The organism is Halobacillus sp. H74 (assembly GCF_052246715.1).
GTDB lineage: Bacteria > Bacillota > Bacilli > Bacillales > Halobacillaceae > Halobacillus > Halobacillus litoralis_A.
The window spans coordinates 25864-46476 of the sequence record NZ_JBQQCI010000006.1 but is presented as its reverse complement, the minus strand read 5'-3'; the positions used below and the strand labels follow the sequence as shown (position 1 = coordinate 46476).

The window sequence follows — 20613 nt, the reverse complement described above, 5'->3', positions numbered from 1 at the left end:
AAACGCCATTTATATAGAAAATCACAAATAAACAACAAACAAAAACCCGTACCTGACATCTATGTCAAATACGGGTTTACGTTAATCCCACTTAATGCCCTGGGAAAAAGATCATCTGTAAAATGAAAATGAATGCGAACATGTACAATATCCAATGGACGTCCTTCCCTTTACCTACTACCAATTTCAATACGGGGTAGGTGATAAATCCAAAAGCGATTCCGGTTGCAATACTAGACGTAAGCGGCATGGATAATATGATAATGAAAGCTGGAAAAGCATCATCAAATGACCCCCAATTCACCTTCGCCAAACCCTCCATCATAAAACACCCTACAATAATGAGTACAGGCGCAGTTATTGCTGGTAAACCAGAAACGGCCCCGACAATTGGCGCAAAAAATATTGAAACAATGAACAATCCAGCTACAACAAATGTCGTCAAACCGGTACGTCCGCCAGCAGCTACTCCTGATGAGGACTCGATATAGGCAGAAGAGGGGCTGGTACCGAACATTGCACCTACCGTAGTCGCAGAAGCATCTGCCATCAATGCTGCTCGAGCTCTCGGCAAACTACCATCTTTACGGATAAATCCTGCTTGTTCAGCTACACCGATCATCGTCCCAGTCGTATCAAAAATGGTGACAAGTAAAAACGCGAAAATAACTGTATATAACCCATTACTGAATACAGCAGCGATATCCATGTCCCAGAATACTGGCGCGGGAGGTGCGGCGACAAGCTGATCGATCTGTAATTGACCTGTGAAATATCCAAGGACCCCTGTGACGAACATCCCGATGAACAACCCGCCTGTGACATTTCTCGCAATTAAAGCAAGTGTCACAAATAGTCCAAAGATGGTTAGCAGTGTCCCAGGAGCAGTCAAATCCCCTAATGTGACAAGCGTCGAATCACTCTCCACAATTATTCCTGACATTCTTAATCCAAGGAATGCAATGAAGAGACCGATTCCTGAGGTTATTCCATACTTCAAAGATGCAGGAATCGCCATGATCAGTGTTTTTCTCAAACTGGTCATGCTCAAAATAACGAATAAAACCCCAGCAACAAATACGGCCCCTAGAATGACAGAGTAACTAACGTCCTGCTGCACTACTTCTGTTACAAAATATGCGTTCAACCCCATGCCAGGCGCAATGGCAATCGGGTAATTCGCTGCAAAGGCCATGATCAATGTTCCGACGACAGCAGCAATGATGGTTGCCATGAACACTTGGTCGAAAGGAACACCGGCATTTGACAGGATAGCAGGATTGACGACTACGATGTACACCATCGTCAAAAATGTCGTAATTCCCGCGAGAACTTCTGTTTTTACGTTTGTATGGTTTTGATCTAATTGAAAGAATTTCTTCATAAATGGGCACCTGACTTTCACCAAAAATAACAACGTTAATTATAATAATCTATTTACGAACATAAATCAACATTAAATTATTAATTGTTCGGATTTAAACCCTATATTGATGATTGCTCTAATTCGATTGTGTTGTTTACCAGTAAAAATATTCATTTCCATCAAAGATAGCTATCAAATTGTTCACCACACCTATACTTTGCTGCTGCTAACTCTATCCCGAATAAACCGTGCAGGATAGTATCCTATTATTTCAAAAAATAAAAAACCGGCAGAAAGATTTACCTTCCTACCGGCTTTCTATTTGTTTAGGCGGTTTATACCAGCTCAACACTTGGTCAGTATCCACCTTTTCTAAATAGTAACAGTGAGCAACAGATCCTCCTACACCTGACTTCAGCGTTACGCGCACACTCCCCAAGTCAGCATTTCGTTGAAAAAGCGTTTGTGCAACAGAAGCAGCTTGGATTCTATGCTTCTTCATCACATACGTTTGTTTAATGATATTCCGAGTACGCAATGTCAGCTGATTGTCCTTTATTCTCCATCCTGCATCATGATAAGCGATCCAGCCAAGACCGGCAAATAAGATTCCGCCCAATATAGAAAGTAAACCATAAGGGAAAAAGAAAATGCTGATAGGAATGGCTGCCAGGAAAGCGAACCAGGAGTGACGGATCATATAGCGATACTTAGAACGGCCAGGGGGTTTATTGAAGGACCGAACAATATGGTAATCCGATAAAATCGGCTGCAACACCTTCTCAATTTCTTTTTTTCTTATCATAGGAAGCAATCTCAGTTGATGATCAGTATCCTTCTGCATTGAACCACCAGCACTGATCAAAGTGACTGTTGCATAACCCAACGGCTGCCGAATCAGGTTTTCTTCTATTCTGATCCCCTGAATACGGTTCAATGGAATCGTCATCTGTTTCTTTTCTAACCATCCTCGTGTAATGATTAAGTCATCAGCTTCTAAAAATACAGAGAAGTTGGCATAACGCAGAATACTCAATAAGATTGAAATTCCATACGCAATCAGTAAAACGACCAGCACAGTAAAGGCTACGATTAACGCACCAATTTGTATCCAATCAAGGATTTCGTCATAAATCGTCCCCAAAGGCAACACATCCATGATCTGTGAAAAGAATACACCGACACCCGAAATCACAACTCCAGCGCCTCCTGAAGTTAGAGCCATGAGAATGATCTCTCTCATATTCATCCCATATACTTTCTCTCTTCCACCCTGTTTGAGATCCACGCTTTCATCTTCTGGCTCAATATCCGTTTGCCGTTTATTTTTTTCTTGAAATATCAATGATTCCAATTCAGAAGCTTCTTCACGCTTAATAGCTGTAAGTTCTGCTTCTGCACTTTGGCTCCCAGTAGAACCTGCTGTCTCTACAGACACCTTCACCAAATTCAACGGACGGTGGAATATCCCCTCGGAAAAATCTAAACTCTGGATCCGGTCAATCGGGATGTATCTTTTCTTACGGAAAATCAAACCATACTCGATCCGAAGCTCACCTTCTTCCATACGATAGGTGAACCGCAGCCAACGTATAATCCCTGAACTCAGCACAAGCAAAAGAATGGCAATCCAGATGAGCAAAGGAATCCATTCAATATCTCCCCTGAACATATTCCCGTTCAAAACAAAGACGATCACTAATGGTAAAGCTGCATCTTTCAGCGTTTTAACAAAATTGATAACAGCAGAAATCGGATGAAGCTTTCTAGGTTCAAACATCGTCTTCAGCCACCCTCGCTAATGAAGATATGGACTGCCGAAGCCTTTCTGCCTCTTGTTCATCCAACGCAGGGATTTTATGTACGGTTGCCGCCGTGGAAATGCTGATCGTCGATAAATGAAATTTCCTTAATAATGGTCCTTGTTCCGTATCTACGTGCTGCACACGAACCATAGGGACAAGTGTCCGAGTGACGATGATGATGCCATGCTGTAAGTCAATATCGTGTTCGCTCACCTCGTAACGCCAACGTTTCCACCTTAAACTGGGGATTAACCAGACAGATACAATTAATTCAATGAATAAGACACCTAAAGCAATCAATAGTGTCCACCACGGCCAATCCCATAAAAGAACAGCAACAAAAAGCCCGATACTCAAAAGTATGACAATTCCTACCTGGATGGCCCCATAGATCCGCCAGAGAGTCAGTGCTTTTTGGGATATTCTTTGAGCAGGTTCTCGCTCCATTCTCCCCACCTCCTATTAGTGAATACGTTTCAAAGTTCCAAATGTTTCATTAAACTGGGGCTTCTCTGAGCAAACGAAAACCGGACAAACACTGCCCGGCATCACTTTTTCCCTGATAACTCCTTGGACTTGGCTGTACACGCGTTCATTCCTTGAATGATCGCACTCCGCAAGCCCACTTCTTCCAGCTTGTTCACACCTGCTATGGTCACTCCTCCAGGTGTACATACAGCATCTTTCAATTCTCCCGGATGTCTGCCTGTTTCCCGGACCATTTTCGCAGAACCTTCCACGGCCTGTGCAACCATTTTATAAGCTTTATCCCTCGGGAAACCTTGCTGGACTGCAGCATCAGCCATCGCTTCGATGAACATGTATACAAATGCCGGCGAGGAGCCACTGACGGCTGGAACAGCGTCCATCAATTTTTCTTCTACGATTTCAGCTTGCCCGAAGCTTTCAAAGACTTCCATTACATCCGCCAATTCTTCTTCAGTGACAAAGTCATTCGGACAAAGGACGCTCATACCGGCCCCAACCAGCGAAGGTGTATTCGGCATCGATCGAATGACCTTCACATTCCTGCCGAATGCTTCTTTCATTGCATCCAGAGTGATACCAGCCGCTATTGTCACGACAACAGTCTCTTCAGGAACCTCGTCGCGAATTTCCTGGATGATCCCTTGGTAAACATAAGGTTTAACTGCCAAGAACAATAAATCGCTTTCCCTGGCCAACCGTTTGTTATCATTGGCAATTTGTATACCATATTCATCTGTTACAAAATCAATCGTTTCATCAGATAAGGCCGTTGCAGCGATATCCTCCGCTTTGACAACGCCAGCGTCGATCATGCCTTGAATCATCGCTTGCCCCATCTGGCCGCAGCCAATGAAACCAATACGCTTAGTCACCGTACATTCCTCCTTAGTGTGATTCTTATTGTATAGGAAGATTGTCGACATAACAATTCTTCCTGCGATTCTTATCAACATCTAGTAAATTTTTCATGTTTTTTTGAGAAAAGGTTTACAAAACAGCTTTCATTACCTATAATTAAGAGTGTATTCTTCATATCATAAGGAAACGCCCAAAATATCATAGCTGCTACGAAAAAAGCCGAGCTGCCTTAAGCTCGGCTTTTTTCGTGTTCATTTTTTTCTTCCCTCACAGCTTCTAGTAACTTCCTGACTTCTTTCTTATTTTTCCTGGCGACTAGAATATACAAAGTATCTCCCGCTTTTATTTCGGTTTGACCATAAGGGGTGATGACGTCCCCATCTCTAATGATGGCATTGATCAAAGCACGGTCAGGAAGCTCCATATTTTCCAGCTTCTGGCCCACCACTACATTCTGTTCAATAACATCAAACTCAATCATCTCCACATTTGCTTTTCCAATCGATATCAGTTCAAGAGAATGAATTGGATTACCCACCTTATCAGAAACGAGCTTGAAACGCTCTGCCATCCAAGTAATCGATGCCCCTTGTACAAGAGCTGAGGTCAAGACAGTAAAGAATACGACATTGAATATGAGCGGACTGTTTTCTAAACCTGCCAGCATCGGGAAAATCGCCAATACGATAGGAACCGCCCCACGCAGGCCAGCCCAGGACAAAAACATCTTTTCCTTAATATTGAATGAAAAACCGACCAAACTCAGGTAAGTAGCTATAGGGCGTGCTATGAAAATAAGGACTAAGGCAATCAGCAATCCATCCAACATCACTGGCCATGTGAATACTTCGACAGGTGAAACGAACAACCCCAGGATGATGAACATCAGAATCTGCGCCATCCAACCGAAACCCTCGTGGAATCTGAGGATTGAATAACGGTAAGCAAGTTCAGCATTTCCGATAAATACCGCCGTTACATAGACAGCCAGCAGACCACTAGCTTGAAGAAGGGAACTTGAGCTGTAAGACAAGAAAGCAAATCCCAGGGCAAACAGTGGATAAAGACCACTAGAATCCAAATTGATGCGATTCAATGATTGACTTGCCAAATAGCCGATGGCTGCTCCTACAGCCACCCCCGCTCCCATTTGCCAAAAAAACGAACCGATTAATGAAAAGACATTCATCTCATTAATGGTCAGAAGCTGAATGAAAGTGATCGTCAAAAATACTGCCATAGGATCGTTCGTCCCTGACTCAGCTTCCAAAGTCGCTTCAAGCTTGCCTCGAACATTCTTTCCTTTTAACACAGCGAAGACAGCAGCCGCATCGGTCGAACCGACGATAGCTCCGACCAGCATCGCTTCAACCCATCCAATATGTAGAATAAACTTGGCAGCAATAGCTACAATCATAGTGGTTAAAACAACTCCTGCCGTTGCCAAGGTAATGGCAGGAACCACCACAGGGCGAATATCTTTCCATTTGGTCAGCATCCCACCTTCAAATAGAATGACAATCAAAGCGATCACCCCGACTAATTGAGCGATTTCAGGATTATCAAAATAAATAAATCCGAGACCATCGCTACCCACAATCATACCGACCGCGATAAATAGAACTAGTGAGGGGACTCCAAGACGCGAGGAGAATTTTGTAACGATTATACTGATAATCAACAATAAAGCCATCAACATGATGAATTGATTAGACTGTAAGATTTCCTGAATCAAAAAATAACCCCCTTATCCCGAACTTTTCCCTTCATTATAACAAGGAAGAAGAGGTCACGTGTACTTAAAAAGCTTCATGCTATCCCCTTAAATCTCTCATCTCCAGAAGACTCTCCTTTAAGCACTTTGGGTTGAAGTTGGACTCTCCGGGAAACGACTCGCTTTCCCGAGGGGGGACTGACATACCTCCTCAGGCAATCGGTTCTTCAACATTCTACCCCAACGAAAAAGCCAAGTAACATAATGTCACTTGGCCTGAAGTATTGATCAGCTGAAAATCTCTTCTTCCTGCTCGCTGAAGAATTGTTTCATCGCGTGGAAGACATCGGCTTTTCTCCTTAAAATATAATGTCTGAACTTTGGATGATCGATTGACTTATATGCTTGCATCAAACTGGAAGAACGGTTGTACTGATTCACCTCTCCATATCCGAACATCTGTGAGACTTCAATAAGCTGCTCAATCAGCCCCATACAGCGTTTATTATCTGAGGTTAAGTTATCTCCATCTGAGAAGTGAAATGGATAAATGTTATAGCGTTCTGGAGAATATTTGGTCTCAATCAATTCTAGAGCTTTACGGTAAGCAGATGAGCAAATCGTCCCGCCACTTTCTCCTTTAGAAAAGAAATCATCTTCATTGACGACTTTCGCCTGCGTATGGTGGGCAATGAATTCTATCTCTACTGTTTCATAATTTTTATTTAAGAAACGGTTCATCCAAAAGAAGAAACTTCTTGCCATATATTTTTCCCACTGCCCCATACTGCCACTTGTATCCATCATTGCGATAACGACAGCTTTGGATTCTGGCTTCGTCTTTTCGTTCCATGTCTTGTAACGGATATCTTCAGGGAATATTGGTGCAAAGGAAGCTTCACCCCCAAGGGCATTTCTTTTATAAGCTTCAAGCATGGTCCTCTTTTTATCGATATTGCCTGTTAATCCTGTTTTGCGGATATCACTGAACTCAATATCTGTGTGAATGATGTTATCCTTTTCTTTTTCATCAAGGTTCGGTAAAGTGAGCTCTTTGAATAAGGCTGCTTCTAACTCCGCTAAAGAAATCTCTGCTTCATAATAATCTTCACCAGCCTGATCGCCAGCCCCGTCTCCATCTCCAGGCTTACCCTTTGATTGCGGTGCTTGAGCAACAACATCTCCGATTTCACTATCCCCTTCTCCTTGTCCTGCATGCTTGTTCTTCTCGTGGTTATAACGAATCTTATATTCATCAAGTGAACGTATAGGAATTTTAACGACACGCTTTCCATTCGACATCACAATATTCTCTTCTGTAATGAGGTCAGGTAACTGTTTACTCATTGCATCTTTCACTTTTTCTTGATGTCGCCGCTGATCGTCATAGCCTTTCCGATGGAGGGACCAGTCGTCTTCGGCGATTACGAAACTCTTCTCTTCATCCATGTTTTTCCCCCTCCTAATCGAGTATTACTCTATCGTATGCAGGTCCACGTAAAGGGATGAAACTTATTGAAATATGTATGGATTATTTGTGTTTTTCGCCTATTGATTATTCTATTTTTCTAGGAAAAAGTAATAGCTTCCGTTCCCTTTTCACACCTCCATTTCACTTATTCAGCAAACTGGCAGATTGTTGAAGACTCAATTTCGAGACATTTTGTGAGAGGATAGGGGCGGCGGGGAATGCTTCGCTTTTCGCGGGAGCGCGTTGAGCCTCCTCGGACTCTCTCGGAGCTACTGAAAAACCCTTTTCCATCTAGAGGAGTTGTTCAAGTTTGTTGTTGCTTCTCACGAATCGCTTCTCGGTGGATGCTTGCCGCGGGCACGGCCTCAGCTAACTTGGTCAAGAAGATCACTTGACCAAGTTAGCTGAGGCTCGCGCTGTTCCCGCAGGCGTCACCACCGACCGCTCATCGTGGAATCAACAGTGGCCTATCTAAAAAGAGTGATTTTCATTAATTTATAAAAGAAAATCGCTATCATTCGTCTTTTCCAGAAGGGGTGCTGCGCAAGCATTCCCCGCACCCTTGCTATATGTTTTTCTCGAAATTCGTTCAGAAAAATGCTGGCATATTTGAGTGAGACTCAAACATCTTAAGTTAATTACAGGGTTTCCTCCATGAATGCTCCCCTTGAGATGTAGTTTCGAGAGTCTTCCTAATCGTATGATTGGCTGGGAAACAGCGAGACTCCCGCGGGAATGGATTGGCTGGCAAGACCCCACAGAGCTTTAGTCGAGGAGGCTTGCCGTCATCCCCGCAGGAAAGCGAGCCGTTTCCCAGCCAACCATAACCTCATATAAAGCCTCGAAACTGAGTCTTACCCTATCGGGAGCTTTAATGGGATTAGTGTAATTAATAAACAAACCCCTCAACAGTAGAGAAACTGTTGAGGGGTTTGTTAGTTGATCAGCCTTCAAGCAATAGATCGTACGGATCTTCAATCATTTCTTTAATACGGCGCAAGAATTGTACTGCTTCTTTCCCATCTACGATTCTGTGGTCATAAGAAAGAGCAATGTACATCATCGGACGCGCTTGAATCGTGTCATCAGGCATGACTTTGGCGCGTTTTTCAATATTATGCAATCCGAGTATCCCGACTTGTGGAGAATTTAATATCGGTGTAGAAAGCATTGAACCGAAAATACCACCGTTTGTAATGGTGAAGGAGCCGCCCTGTAAGTCACCTAATTGCAATTCTTTGTTACGAGCTTTCGCAGCTACGTCTGCGATTCCTTTTTCAATGCCTGCGAAATCCAAACGGTCTGCATCACGCACAACAGGTACTACGAGGCCTTCATCGGTTGAAACCGCCATACCGATATCATAGAATTTCTTCTGGACTATTTCATTGCCTTGGATTTCTGCATTGAGCAGAGGGAACTCTTTCAAAGCTCCGACAACTGCCTTAGTGAAAAATGACATGAATCCAAGTTTAATATCATGTTTCTTAAGGAAGGACTCTTTACGCTCACTGCGCAGCTGCATGACATTGGTCATATCTACTTCATTAAAAGTCGTCAACATCGCAGATTCTTGCTGCACTTCCACCAAACGTTTAGCAATTGTTTGACGACGACGGGACATTTTTATGCGCTCCACCGGTTTATCAAATTCCGTCTTTTGGGAATCTTGTTCTTTCTTCTTCTCTTTTTTCGGTTTTTCATTGGAGGAAGAAGCTTTTTGCTCTTCTTTTTCACTTCCACCCTTAGCAGCTTCATCGACATCTTCAGGACGGATGCGACCAAGTGGATCTCTAGCGGAAATTTCGCTCAGGTCAATGCCCAGTTCTCTCGCGCGCTTACGAGCAGCCGGTGTAGCAATAACTTCTTTATTAGAAGATCCTTTTTTATCATCATCTGAGGAAGATGCTGGTTTTTCTTCTTCTTTCTTTTCTTTCTTTTCTTCTTTTTGTTCAGATTTGGAAGCTTGTTCTTCCTCTTTTTCTTCTTCTTCAGATCCTTCATCACCTGAAGAATCTTCGGAGCCGCTTGCTTCGCCGTTCTCGTCAACTTTGGCGATCACGTCTCCTACTTCCACATCATCGCCTTCATCTTTCAAGAGCTCGGCGATGACACCACTTGCATCAGCATTCACTTCTACGTTTACTTTGTCCGTTTCAAGCTCGAGGATAGGGTCGCCTTTTTCCACTTGATCCCCTTTTTTAACAAGCCACTCTGCAATTGTACCTTCTGTTATGGATTCAGCTAATTCAGGAACTTTAATTTCCTTCATTTGATTTTCCTCCTTTAGACATCTGTAGCGCTTCATGAATGATTCGATTCTGCTCTGTTTTATGAATGTTCGGTTCTCCGACTGAAGGTGATGCACGATGAGGGCGTCCTACATAGCGGTGGATTTGTCCCTCTTTCAATAATTTGTGAAGAATTCCTTCGACGAAGTACCAGCTTCCCATGTTCTGTGGTTCTTCTTGGACCCATACCAACTCTTCTAAATTCGGATAAGATTCAAGAATCTCTTTTAAATGCTTTTCAGGGAACGGATAAATTTGTTCAACCCGCACAGCATCAATGGTTTCAAATGCTTGATCGGAGTTTTCAACTTTATCCTCGATTTCCACCATGATTTTTCCACTTCCTAAAAGTAAACTGGTTACCTTCTCTTTGTCCTTATCTTCAGACAATCCCGGCTGCTTCATAATGGATTGGAAATGACCTTCACTGAACTCCTGTCCTTCCACAGCTATACGTTGATTACGCAATAGACTCTTAGGTGTCATTAAGACGAGTGGGCGCGCTTCTTCCTGATTACTAATGGCAGCTTGTCTTCTCAATAAATGGAAATATTGTGCAGATGATGTGACATTTGCAACCGTCCAGTTATTTTCAGCTGCCAACTGCAAGAATCGTTCCAGTCGGGCACTAGAGTGTTCCGGCCCCTGCCCTTCGTATCCATGCGGCAATAAGAAGACCATGTTGGACTTCTCGTCCCATTTCGCCCGTCCAGCTGAGATGAACTGATCAAAGATGACTTGACCGGCATTCGCAAAGTCACCAAACTGCGCTTCCCAAATCACAAGAGATTCAGGTGCCTGGACACTGTAACCATATTCAAATCCTATGACCCCCGCTTCAGAAAGTGGGCTGTTATGGATATCGAAAGAAGCTTTGGCCTGCTCTAATCCGTGAAGTGGACAATACGTTTCACCTGTTTCCACATCATGCAGAACCATGTGACGGTGAGCAAACGTTCCTCGTTCCGTATCCTGTCCAGTAATGCGGATTGGTTTACCATCTTCTAAGATCGATGCAAAAGCCAGGGCTTCGGCAGTCGCCCAGTCGACTTTTTCCCCGTCATCAAGCATTTTCCCACGGCGCTTGAGGATTTTTTCAAGTTTCTTAAAACCGTTAAACCCTTCGGGGCGTTTTAACATCCCTTCATTCAAATTGCGAAGACGCTCTAAATCAACTGCTGTTTCTAATTCATCTAAGTCCTGTTCAACACCGCTTGGTCGATCTTTTACATCCGGTGCTTCTGTTTCGTGCTCATCCATATTGTTATAGATATCTTTAAGTTTGCTCTCAATCTCTTCTTTCATTTCTTCCAATGTACCGTCACTAACGACGGAATCTTCCTGTAACTGCTTCTCAAAAACAGCAGCCGCAGTACCGTGTTCATCAATTTCTTTGTATAATCTCGGTTGAGTCGACCTAGGCTCATCCATTTCATTATGGCCGAATCGACGATACCCGACGAGGTCAATCAGGAAGTCTTTATGGAATTTTTGACGATACTCATAAGCGAATGCCATTGCCGATAGACATGCAATTGGATCATCAGCATTGACATGCACAATAGGAATTTCAAACCCTTTCGCTAAGTCACTGGCATAACGAGTCGATCGTCCATCTTTTCGGTTGGTCGTAAACCCGACAAGGTTATTAGCGATAATGTGAACAGTACCCCCCGTACGGTAGCCAGGAAGGTCACTCATATTCAAGGTTTCAGCTACTACGCCTTCACCGATAAAGGCTGCGTCCCCATGAATAAGCAGACCGAACGCTTCATCATCGTCCATCTTCGCGTAGCCCGCTTCAGTACGATCATCCTGTGCTGCTCGTGTGAAACCTTCAACCACAGGATTTACATATTCTAGGTGGGAAGGGTTGTGACTCATCGTAACCCGGGTGGCTGACTGTTCTCCGTTCTCAATTTCACGTCTTGCTCCGAAATGATACTTCACATCCCCTGTCCAGCCATAGTTGATCCCCGTGGAACCTTCAGACGGAACCAATTCTTTGTCTGGTGAGTGGTGGAATTCAGAAAATATGCGGTCATATGGCTTTCCAAGGATATGTGCAAGTACATTCAAGCGTCCACGGTGAGCCATGCCCATCATGATATTTTTGATTCTGTCCCCTGAGGCTGACTGGATAATATGGTCAAGCATAGGTACCATGACATCCAATCCTTCAATAGAAAAACGCTTTTGCGCTACAAAGGTCTTAGCTAAGAAGTTTTCAAAACCTTCAACTTCTGCAAGACGGTAGAGCAGCTGTTTCTTTTCATCGTTTTCAAGCGAGACCTTATAGGAATCAGTATCCACTTTCTCCTGCAACCATTCTCTTTCATCTTCATTGTTCACATGACCGAATTCAAAAGAGATGGTACCTGCGTATTTTTCTTTCAATGTGTTGACTACTTGAAGAGCATTGTCCAGTTTCAATGGTGATTCAGGCCACACCCATTCAGCTGGCATCTCTTCTAAATCCTTTTCTTGTAGTCCATAAGTTTCTAAGTCAAGCAGGTTCGTCTTAGGTCTTTCATCACTGCCTACAGCATAAATATTTGCCTGTAAATGGCCGTGACGACGAATAGCCTCAACAAGTTTCAGTGCTGAGGTGATCTTAACGACGTCTCCTTTAGAAGGTGCAGCAACTCCATTAGCTTCCAGAGCTGTTCCGCCTTCCATCCAATCTGGAGCCCCGTGCTCATCGAAAATTTCCTTAAGTGAAGGATCGACAGCACTAGGATCGTTTTCATATTGTTCAAATTGCTCTTCAATGTACCCCATGTTGGGGCCATGGAAAATTTCCCAAAAGTTTTGAGTGGAGCCTTGTTTAGACACGTATAATACCCCCAAGTAGTTGTTGGCCTATTGTTTATTCGAAAACGTTTCCAAGTCCATGTACTATTATAGAATTGAATTGCTCACGTATTCAACAAATTTCGTTTATTTTTTCAAATTACATCAATTTCATTATAACAAGAAAGACGCACCATCGGGTACGTCTTTTTCACTTTTTACCATTAAAGTGGTATAAAGTTGTCACTCTTCATCTTCCAAAACACGATCGGCCATGTCATAGGTCTTCAATAAAAAGCTGACCCATTCCGCATTCTAGTCTGTTCGGAGCCTACTGACAATCGCCATTTAATTGCATCACGGCTTTGACTTATTCGCTCAGCATAACAGATAGAACCTTGCAGAGCCGGCATTTAATTGCTGGCTCATTTATTGGGAAACAGAAGCTCTAGTAGCTCGACCATCTTACGTGTCATTTTATCTGCAGAGGACAGAAACACCCGAGAAGCACCGTTATGGTGTAAGTGATAAATACAACTATATTCCATGAAGCACCAACAGATTATGAATAGTCGGACATTCCCGCTTGCGCCGGGGACACCGGGAGGCATTAAACTAACCAGCCCATATAATCAAGTTGGCCTGTACTTAAGTTCGAGAGGCTTCGTAAAGCTTCATAATCAAATTTTAATAAGACGGGAATACATTTTTTTCAATGATGCGTCCATTTTGTTTGTGGTTCTGAACTTGAATATTATCCAAATAACGGTTGAAGTCATTGCGAATATCAACAAGCACTATAGACAAGTGGTTGAAACGTTGTGAAAAATTACATAGTTGAATCAATCCGTATCAACAATTCCAGAACCCCGCTTTGTAACTAGTATCTCCAAACTTGTTTAAAGAGATACTATCTAATTAATCTAGTTCCCCGTTCCTAGAAAAACAAAACGTTCGTTTCCTGAATTACTTTCTTAGGACGAGAATGATTTTGTTTTGGGCTTATATACAAGTCGAAACGGGCTGTTACATGCAATCTGAAATTTTTCATTATAACAACACAAGGAACCGCTCTCTTATAGAAGATAAGAGAACGGTTCCTTTGTGGGAATTTTTATCGATTCAATAGACTTCCTACATATTTCAGCAACTCATTTGCAGAACTGGAATTATATCCATGCTCATCAACAAGTGTGGCCACAACATCATTCATTTTCTTCAACTGTTGTTCATCAGGGGTCTTCGACGATGTCGTAATCTTAACAACATCTTTCAAGTCAGCGAAAAGCTTCTTCTGAATTGCTTCGCGCAACCGTTCATGGGATTGGTAATCGAATTTCTTACCTTTACGTGCATATGCAGAAATACGGATTAAAATCTCTTCACGGAAGGCTTTCTTCGCATTCTCAGACACTCCGATTTGTTCTTCGATTGAACGCATCAGGCGTTCATCCGGGTTCAACTCTTCCCCAGTAAGTGGGTCTCTCAATTTAGCCTTATTGCAATAGGCTTCCACATTATCCAAATAATTTTCCATCAAAGTCACAGCAGATTCTTCATACGAATAAACAAAAGCTTTCTGTACTTCCTTCTTAGCAATTTCATCATATTCTTTTCTCGCTAAGGAGATAAAATCTAAGTACCTTTCTTTATCATCATTTGATATTGAGGCGTGGCTTCCTAGCCCGTCTTTCAGAGATCGTAATACATCCAGTGCATTGATCGACGTCAATTCTTTTTTAATAATCGTAGATGAAATACGGTTGATGACGTACCGTGGGTCAATTCCGCTCATTCCTTCATCAGAATGTTCTTTCTTCAGTTCCTCAACATCCACATCGCTGAAACCTTCCAAAATTTCGCCATCATACAGACGCATTTTCTTCAGTACATCAATAGAAGCTTTCTTCGAGTCTTTCAAACGGGTCAAAATGGTGAACATGGCTGCTACGCGTAAAGTGTGTGGAGCAATATGAACATCCCTTATATCACTTTCACGAATCATCTTTTCATAAATGCGCTCTTCCTGGCTGACTCTTAAATTATAAGGTACCGGCATAACAATCATCCGCGAATGTAGGGCTTCGTTCTTCTTATTGGCAATAAAAGAACGATACTCAGCTTCGTTGGTATGTGCCACAATTAACTCATCTGCTGATATCAAAGCGAAACGTCCCGCTTTAAAGTTTCCTTCTTGAGTCAGACTTAGCAAATGCCATAAGAATTTCTCATCACATTTCAGCATTTCCTGGAATTCCATGATTCCGCGGTTAGCTTTGTTCAATTCTCCATCAAATCGATAAGCACGTGGATCTGATTCTGAACCATACTGGGCGATCGTCGAAAAGTCGATCGACCCCGTCAAATCTGCGATATCCTGTGATTTCGGATCAGAAGGACTGAAGGTACCAATGCCTGTACGCTTATCTTCTGAGAAAAAGACTCGTTCGACTAATACATCCTCGATTCTTCCTCCATATTCCGTTTCAACTCTCATCGTATTCAAAGGTGACAAACTGCCTTCGATTCGGATGCCATACTCTTCCTGAAATTCTTTTCGTAAGTGACTTGGGACTAAGTGCAGAGGATCTTCATGCATCGGGCACCCTTTAATTGCGAAAACCGCACCTTCGTCTGTGTGAGTGTATTTCTCCATTCCCCGCTTCAGTAAATTGACGAGCGTCGATTTACCACCACTTACTGGGCCCATCAATAATAGTATTCTTTTCCTGACATCAAGCCTTCTGGCTGCAGGGTGAAAGTATTCCTCCACAAGCTTTTCCATCGCCTCATCAAGACCGTAGATATCTTCATCAAAAAACTTGTAGCGTTTATGGTCGTGCTCCTCTACAACTCCCGCATTTTTAATCATATTGTAAACGCGGGAATGGGCGGATTGAGCTAAATGAGGGCGCTCCTTTAATAAATCCAGATACTCTGAGAATGTACCTTCCCACTTAAGTTCCTCTTCATGTTCCCGGTGGTCTTGTATTTTTTTTAAAATGTCCACTTCGCGACCTCCCCCGTCGTAAGAGACGAATTTTAATATATCCTATGCCTGGCTACAGAAAAACATGTGCGATAAAGAAATGTGGAAGCGGCTTGGTAGACCCAGCAAGCATAAGACAAACGGCACTGTGGAGCGTTTTTCTCCACAGAGACGGTTGACTTATGACCTCGAGGGACTAGCCGCTGCAACTGGATCATGATACGAAATGCGGTAACACCCTGGAGATCCTCCCCCATAAATAAATTTTGTCTTATGTTCTCAAACGGTTCGGTAATGCAGCTCGACCAAATAACAGACAAAGACAAACTCTGAATTAGAAATATTGAATTTCTTTGATGCGGACTATGTGCCATTTGCTTAAAAGACACAAGGAAGACGCCCCATACACTTAAGCCTATGTGACTGCAGGCAATAAATTGACACAAAAAAAGGACTGCTTCATAAAGTCAGTCCTCTTCATAATCTTTCTCTTGGTTATGACGATGCCGTTTAGACAACCCCATCACTAAAAAGGTAATAAATAAGAATATATTCAACCAACGGAAATCGTCGTAAAAAATAGCTAATAGGGCCCATATGGCTGCACTGATTAAAAAAAGCATGCTTGATATTAACGTTTGACTCACGATTCATCCCTCCTTCTCCCATTATAGAACATCCTTTAGGTAATGTATGTAAAGTTAACCGTCCTCCCATAAGTATGATGGCCTATTCAGAACTATGATTACAGTCTTTTTTCTCCCTTTGCAAATTTTGACACCACTCTGCAGCATTGTTAGAATTGTTGTGAATATTTTAACTGGATAAAGTGCTACACGACAGAAAGAAGGATTGCAAATGGATACATGGTACTTTGTCGACTCTGGTCACTGTACTCCTGCTATCAATATGGCATTGGATGAAGCATTGATGAATTGGCACCGCCAAGGGAAGATCCCGCCTATCATCCGCTTTTATGGATGGAAGCCAGCCGGCCTGTCCGTTGGCTATTTTCAAAAAGTCAAAGGCAAAATCGACCTCGAAGGTGTTCAGAAGCATGGTTACAAACTGGTTCGTCGTCAAACAGGGGGCAGGGCTGTCCTACATGACAACGAACTCACATATAGTGTTATTGTTTCAGAAGATCATAAGGACATGCCAGCTTCTGTTAAAGAAGCTTATCTAGTCCTCTCAAAAGGGCTGCTGGAAGGATTTACAAATTTAGGCATTCAGGCTGATTTTGCTATACCTGATGGTAAGTTGGACGTCGCTGGTTCTGCCGTCTGCTTTGAAGAACCATCATGGTATGAGCTGATTGTCGATGGAAAGAAAGCAGCAGGAAGTGCTCAAACACGTAAGAAAGGTGTCATTTTGCAACATGGTTCTATTCCTATTGACGTAGATGACATGAAACTTTTCGACATGTTCATTTATAAGAATGAACGTATTAAAGAAAGAGCAAGAAAAGCCTTTGGAGACAAAGCTGTTGCCATCAATCAAATACGTGAAGAAACAGTTGGTTTTGATGAAACGAAAGCAGCTTTTAAAGATGGTTTTGAGAAGGGTTTGAATATACATTTAGAACCTTTTGAACTCTCAGAGGAACAATGGCAGGAAGTTAAACAGATTGCAGAAGAACGCTATGAAACAGATGATTGGAATTATTCCCGTTAAATAAAGGAGTGGAGAGCGTTGGGCAAAAATCAAGACTACATAAGAAAACCAGAATGGCTGAAAATCAAAATCAACACGAACAAATCTTATACCGGATTAAAGAAACTGATGCGCGAAAAGAAATTGAATACGGTGTGTGAAGAGGCACGCTGCCCGAATATCCATGAATGCTGGAGCGAGAGGAAAACCGCTACCTTCATGATTCTCGGAGATACGTGTACACGTGGCTGTCGTTTCTGCGCGGTCAAAACTGGTCTTCCAAACGAGCTGGATTGGGGCGAACCAGAGCGTGTCGCAGAATCTGTTGAAATTATGGGATTGAAGCACGTTGTTGTTACAGCAGTAGCCCGCGATGACCTGGAAGATGGGGGCGCTGCAGTTTTCGGTGAGACTGTTAAAGCAATCCGCCGTCGAGTCCCTGGCTGCACGGTGGAAATTTTACCTTCAGACATGAAAGGCGATTACGACAGCCTGCACACACTTATGGGTGGAGAACCTGATATTTTCAACCACAACATCGAAACTGTTCGTCGCTTAACAAAAAAGGTTCGCGCGCGTGCTATGTATGATCGATCTCTTGAACTGCTACGCCGAGTCAAAGAAATCCGTCCTGATACACCTACAAAATCCAGCATTATGGTTGGGCTTGGAGAAACCAAAGAAGAAATTGTGGAAGCTATGGACGACCTTCTCGCTCACAATGTCGACATCATGACTATTGGTCAGTATTTGCAGCCAACGAAAAAGCATTTGAATGTTGAACGGTATTATCATCCTGATGAGTTTGAAGAGTTAAAGCAAATAGCGCTTGAGAAAGGGTTCAGGCACTGTGAAGCAGGTCCGATGGTGCGTTCTTCTTATCACGCTGATGAGCAGGTCAATAACACATCCGCTCAGCGCCGCATTAAATATATGCAAGGTTATGAATCTCAAGGGAAAGAATTAGATAAGACCAACTTTTAATCATAAATATCGCCCCTCATTGAGGGGCGATATTTTTTACCAGAACCCGCCATACGGGGGACGTCCGTAATACCCGCCATAATAAGGAGGTCGATTATAATAGGGAGGTGGATATCCATAGCCTCCGCCACCGTAGCCTCCACCAAACCCGCCATAAAGGCCAGGAGCAAGAGCACCACCTAAGAAGCCACCGAGCAGCCCGCCCGCGAACGGTCCGAAAAAGAAGAATCGTTCATCTTCATTACGAAAATCTTCCTCAACGTCATACGGGTAATAATATGGGTATTGATTCATTCATACTCCTCCAATCCATCCTTGGTTATTCACCTACCCTTCACTCTATGTAATCGCCCGGTACAACGTATAGGCATCTGTCATCCAACACAGGATAAATTTAGCTGGACAAACAATTCACATCTTTATTGAAATGAGGTATAATATTCGTTAGTAATGCTTGTCTGGCTATTAAAAGGAGGACCATACATGAATCTAACATTGATCATTCTTGTCTGTGTCGCATTTCTGACAGCTATTTTCGCAGCAGGATACGATACTAAAGCCGGTAAACCCAGAAAATAAATTCATGAAAAACGCACCCTTATCAGGTGCGTTTTTTTGTATAATCAAGTATGTTAGCCTGAATTCTTCTTATCGTGTGAAACAAGGACCTCTAGAGGGGCACAAAATTTTCATATGGACGCAGTTAAAAAATCTACAGACTTCGATTCCTGATTTTCCTGAATAACAGAAAACGACTCCATAAAAGAGCCGCTTCAAAATGAACCATCATTTGATCAAATTCGGGAACCCTTGCTGCTTCAGAGCATCGAACAAGATAATCGAAACCGTGTTGGCCAAGTTCAAAGAACGCACATGATCTGTCATCGGCACACGTAAGCATCGATCTTCAAGACCTTCTAACAACTCCGTGGGAATTCCGTCACTTTCTCGCCCGAAGACGAACATCAAATCTTTGTCTGAGTCACCAAAGTCAAAATCCGCGTAAGACTTCGTACCGAAGTTTTCAATATAATAAAATTCACCGTCTGGGTACGTCTCATATAGTTGGTGGATGGAATCATAATAATGGACATTTACTTGATGCCAATAATCCAACCCTGCTCGTCGAAGCATCTTATCATCTGTGGAGAATCCAAGCGGACGAATGAGATGAAGTTCTGAGTTCGTAGCTAAACATGTACGAGCGATATTTCCGGTATTCGCGGGAATTTCGGGTTGAAAGAGTACAATGTGATTCGGCATATGTTTCACCTCAGTCTAATCTTAGTCAACTAAGTTATTATATCATCCTTCAACCATCGATTCTATAAAATTTGTATTGAATGTCAGACGTATAGGCTGTCGAGTCTTCATAATCCCAATACCGGTGGCGGCTGTTCGATGTGTGGGCATTCACCAGAGGCATTCCATTGCCATCTTTTTTCACAACGAATGTATTGTGATCAAAACGCCCGTTCCCTTCAAAATCATAGCAAATTACATCGCCTGGTGAAAGCTGATCTGCTGAAGATACTTCCGTAGCAGTCAGCCCCTGCCTTGCCCCTCCAAAATACCACCTGAGAGCATGAGCGACACTCCAGCTGTAGCTCCATGTCCCGTTTCCATACCACCAGCCTCTGCCTCGGTTAGGAGCCCCCCAAGTCGGCGCTCCTCCTGCTCGTAAACATTGAGATACATAATTGGTACAGTCCACATCAAAATGCCGGTAAGATGGATTATAGCTATCCCACCAGCGATCAGCATACCTAACCGCTTCTCTTCTGTTATAAGTGAAACGCACGTGTTCTCTTTCCTCTTTGTCGATAAAATCAAAGGAAAGTTGTTTATCTGCCCTCCCCCCTTGTTCCGTCCTGACTTTATTATCGGAGATCTCTTGCCCTATAAAATGAACTTCTCCAACGTACAGCCCCTCTTCTAAGAAATTGGACCGTCCGTCCTTTACTAATATAGAGAGTGTCAAAAAATATTGCAGGATGGTGTGATTTTCATATGCGAACCTATGGTATGGTTTCAAATGGAAAGTGATCCGTTGTAAGTGCTGGCCTCTGTTTTGAATACCATTCACTTTGTTTTTCAACCACACCTCTTGTTCTTGATCAATCAGCTGATCCATCACCTTTTCCCAGTAATTCTGCAATTGATATGTATGGCTCATCCTTCTTCCCTCCTCTTTAATCAT

Annotated in this window: 16 protein-coding genes; 2 read left to right on the top strand and 14 right to left on the bottom strand. The window is 42.9% G+C overall.

Going from position 1 to position 20613, the window contains the following annotated elements:
• Nucleotides 1-91: 91 nt before the first annotated feature.
• The 11 genes from ACTWPX_RS14240 to ACTWPX_RS14190 all read right to left on the bottom strand — a co-directional run bounded on the left by ACTWPX_RS14240 (nt 92) and on the right by ACTWPX_RS14190 (nt 16423).
• Nucleotides 92-1384, bottom strand: coding sequence for an NCS2 family permease (locus tag ACTWPX_RS14240; protein ID WP_443120319.1), 1293 nt, complete (start codon nt 1382-1384; stop codon nt 92-94).
• Between the two features lie 289 nt (nt 1385-1673).
• Nucleotides 1674-3146, bottom strand: coding sequence for a PH domain-containing protein (locus ACTWPX_RS14235; RefSeq protein WP_443120318.1), 1473 nt, complete (start codon nt 3144-3146; stop codon nt 1674-1676).
• On the bottom strand, nt 3139-3618 hold the full coding sequence (locus ACTWPX_RS14230) for a PH domain-containing protein (protein WP_128523846.1): 480 nt from the start codon (nt 3616-3618) through the stop codon (nt 3139-3141). The genes ACTWPX_RS14235 and ACTWPX_RS14230 overlap by 8 nt, the downstream gene beginning before the upstream one ends.
• A gap of 101 nt (nt 3619-3719) precedes the next feature.
• Nucleotides 3720-4532, bottom strand: coding sequence for a pyrroline-5-carboxylate reductase (gene proC / locus ACTWPX_RS14225; RefSeq protein ID WP_443120317.1), 813 nt, complete (start codon nt 4530-4532; stop codon nt 3720-3722).
• A gap of 215 nt (nt 4533-4747) precedes the next feature.
• Nucleotides 4748-6253 (bottom strand): potassium/proton antiporter, encoded by a 1506-nt coding sequence (locus tag ACTWPX_RS14220; protein WP_443120316.1) that lies wholly within the window; start codon nt 6251-6253, stop codon nt 4748-4750.
• Between the two features lie 267 nt (nt 6254-6520).
• Nucleotides 6521-7681, bottom strand: coding sequence for a sporulation protein YhbH (gene yhbH, locus ACTWPX_RS14215; protein WP_128523851.1), 1161 nt, complete (start codon nt 7679-7681; stop codon nt 6521-6523).
• 965 nt (nt 7682-8646) lie between these two features.
• On the bottom strand, nt 8647-9975 hold the full coding sequence (odhB, locus tag ACTWPX_RS14210; protein ID WP_443120315.1) for a 2-oxoglutarate dehydrogenase complex dihydrolipoyllysine-residue succinyltransferase: 1329 nt from the start codon (nt 9973-9975) through the stop codon (nt 8647-8649).
• The gene (locus ACTWPX_RS14205) at nt 9962-12829 is read right to left on the bottom strand and encodes a 2-oxoglutarate dehydrogenase E1 component (protein WP_443120314.1); all 2868 of its coding nucleotides are present in this window, start codon (nt 12827-12829) and stop codon (nt 9962-9964) included. The genes odhB and ACTWPX_RS14205 overlap by 14 nt, the downstream gene beginning before the upstream one ends.
• A 383-nt stretch (nt 12830-13212) precedes the next feature.
• Nucleotides 13213-13398: a hypothetical protein gene (locus tag ACTWPX_RS14200; RefSeq protein ID WP_443120313.1), complete on the bottom strand. Its 186-nt coding sequence runs from the start codon at nt 13396-13398 to the stop codon at nt 13213-13215.
• Between the two features lie 503 nt (nt 13399-13901).
• Nucleotides 13902-15797 (bottom strand): PrkA family serine protein kinase, encoded by a 1896-nt coding sequence (locus ACTWPX_RS14195; protein ID WP_443120312.1) that lies wholly within the window; start codon nt 15795-15797, stop codon nt 13902-13904.
• A 446-nt stretch (nt 15798-16243) separates the two neighbouring features.
• Complete coding sequence (locus ACTWPX_RS14190) at nt 16244-16423, bottom strand: hypothetical protein (RefSeq protein WP_281976083.1); 180 nt, start codon at nt 16421-16423, stop codon at nt 16244-16246.
• 205 nt (nt 16424-16628) lie between these two features.
• Here ACTWPX_RS14190 and ACTWPX_RS14185 point away from each other — a divergent pair, with 205 nt between their 5' ends.
• Complete coding sequence (locus tag ACTWPX_RS14185) at nt 16629-17450, top strand: lipoate--protein ligase family protein (RefSeq protein WP_443120311.1); 822 nt, start codon at nt 16629-16631, stop codon at nt 17448-17450.
• An 18-nt stretch (nt 17451-17468) separates the two neighbouring features.
• Entirely contained in the window at nt 17469-18413 is a 945-nt protein-coding gene (gene lipA / locus ACTWPX_RS14180; RefSeq protein ID WP_443120310.1) for a lipoyl synthase, read from the top strand.
• 36 nt (nt 18414-18449) lie between these two features.
• Here lipA and ACTWPX_RS14175 read toward each other — a convergent pair whose 3' ends face one another.
• The 3 genes from ACTWPX_RS14175 to ACTWPX_RS14165 all read right to left on the bottom strand — a co-directional run bounded on the left by ACTWPX_RS14175 (nt 18450) and on the right by ACTWPX_RS14165 (nt 20589).
• Nucleotides 18450-18707 (bottom strand): hypothetical protein, encoded by a 258-nt coding sequence (locus tag ACTWPX_RS14175; protein ID WP_443120309.1) that lies wholly within the window; start codon nt 18705-18707, stop codon nt 18450-18452.
• Nucleotides 18708-19199: 492 nt separating this feature from the next.
• The gene (gene trmL / locus ACTWPX_RS14170; protein ID WP_443120308.1) at nt 19200-19676 is read right to left on the bottom strand and encodes a tRNA (uridine(34)/cytosine(34)/5-carboxymethylaminomethyluridine(34)-2'-O)-methyltransferase TrmL; all 477 of its coding nucleotides are present in this window, start codon (nt 19674-19676) and stop codon (nt 19200-19202) included.
• A 49-nt stretch (nt 19677-19725) separates the two neighbouring features.
• The gene (locus ACTWPX_RS14165) at nt 19726-20589 is read right to left on the bottom strand and encodes an amidase domain-containing protein (protein WP_443120307.1); all 864 of its coding nucleotides are present in this window, start codon (nt 20587-20589) and stop codon (nt 19726-19728) included.
• Nucleotides 20590-20613 lie beyond the last annotated feature (24 nt).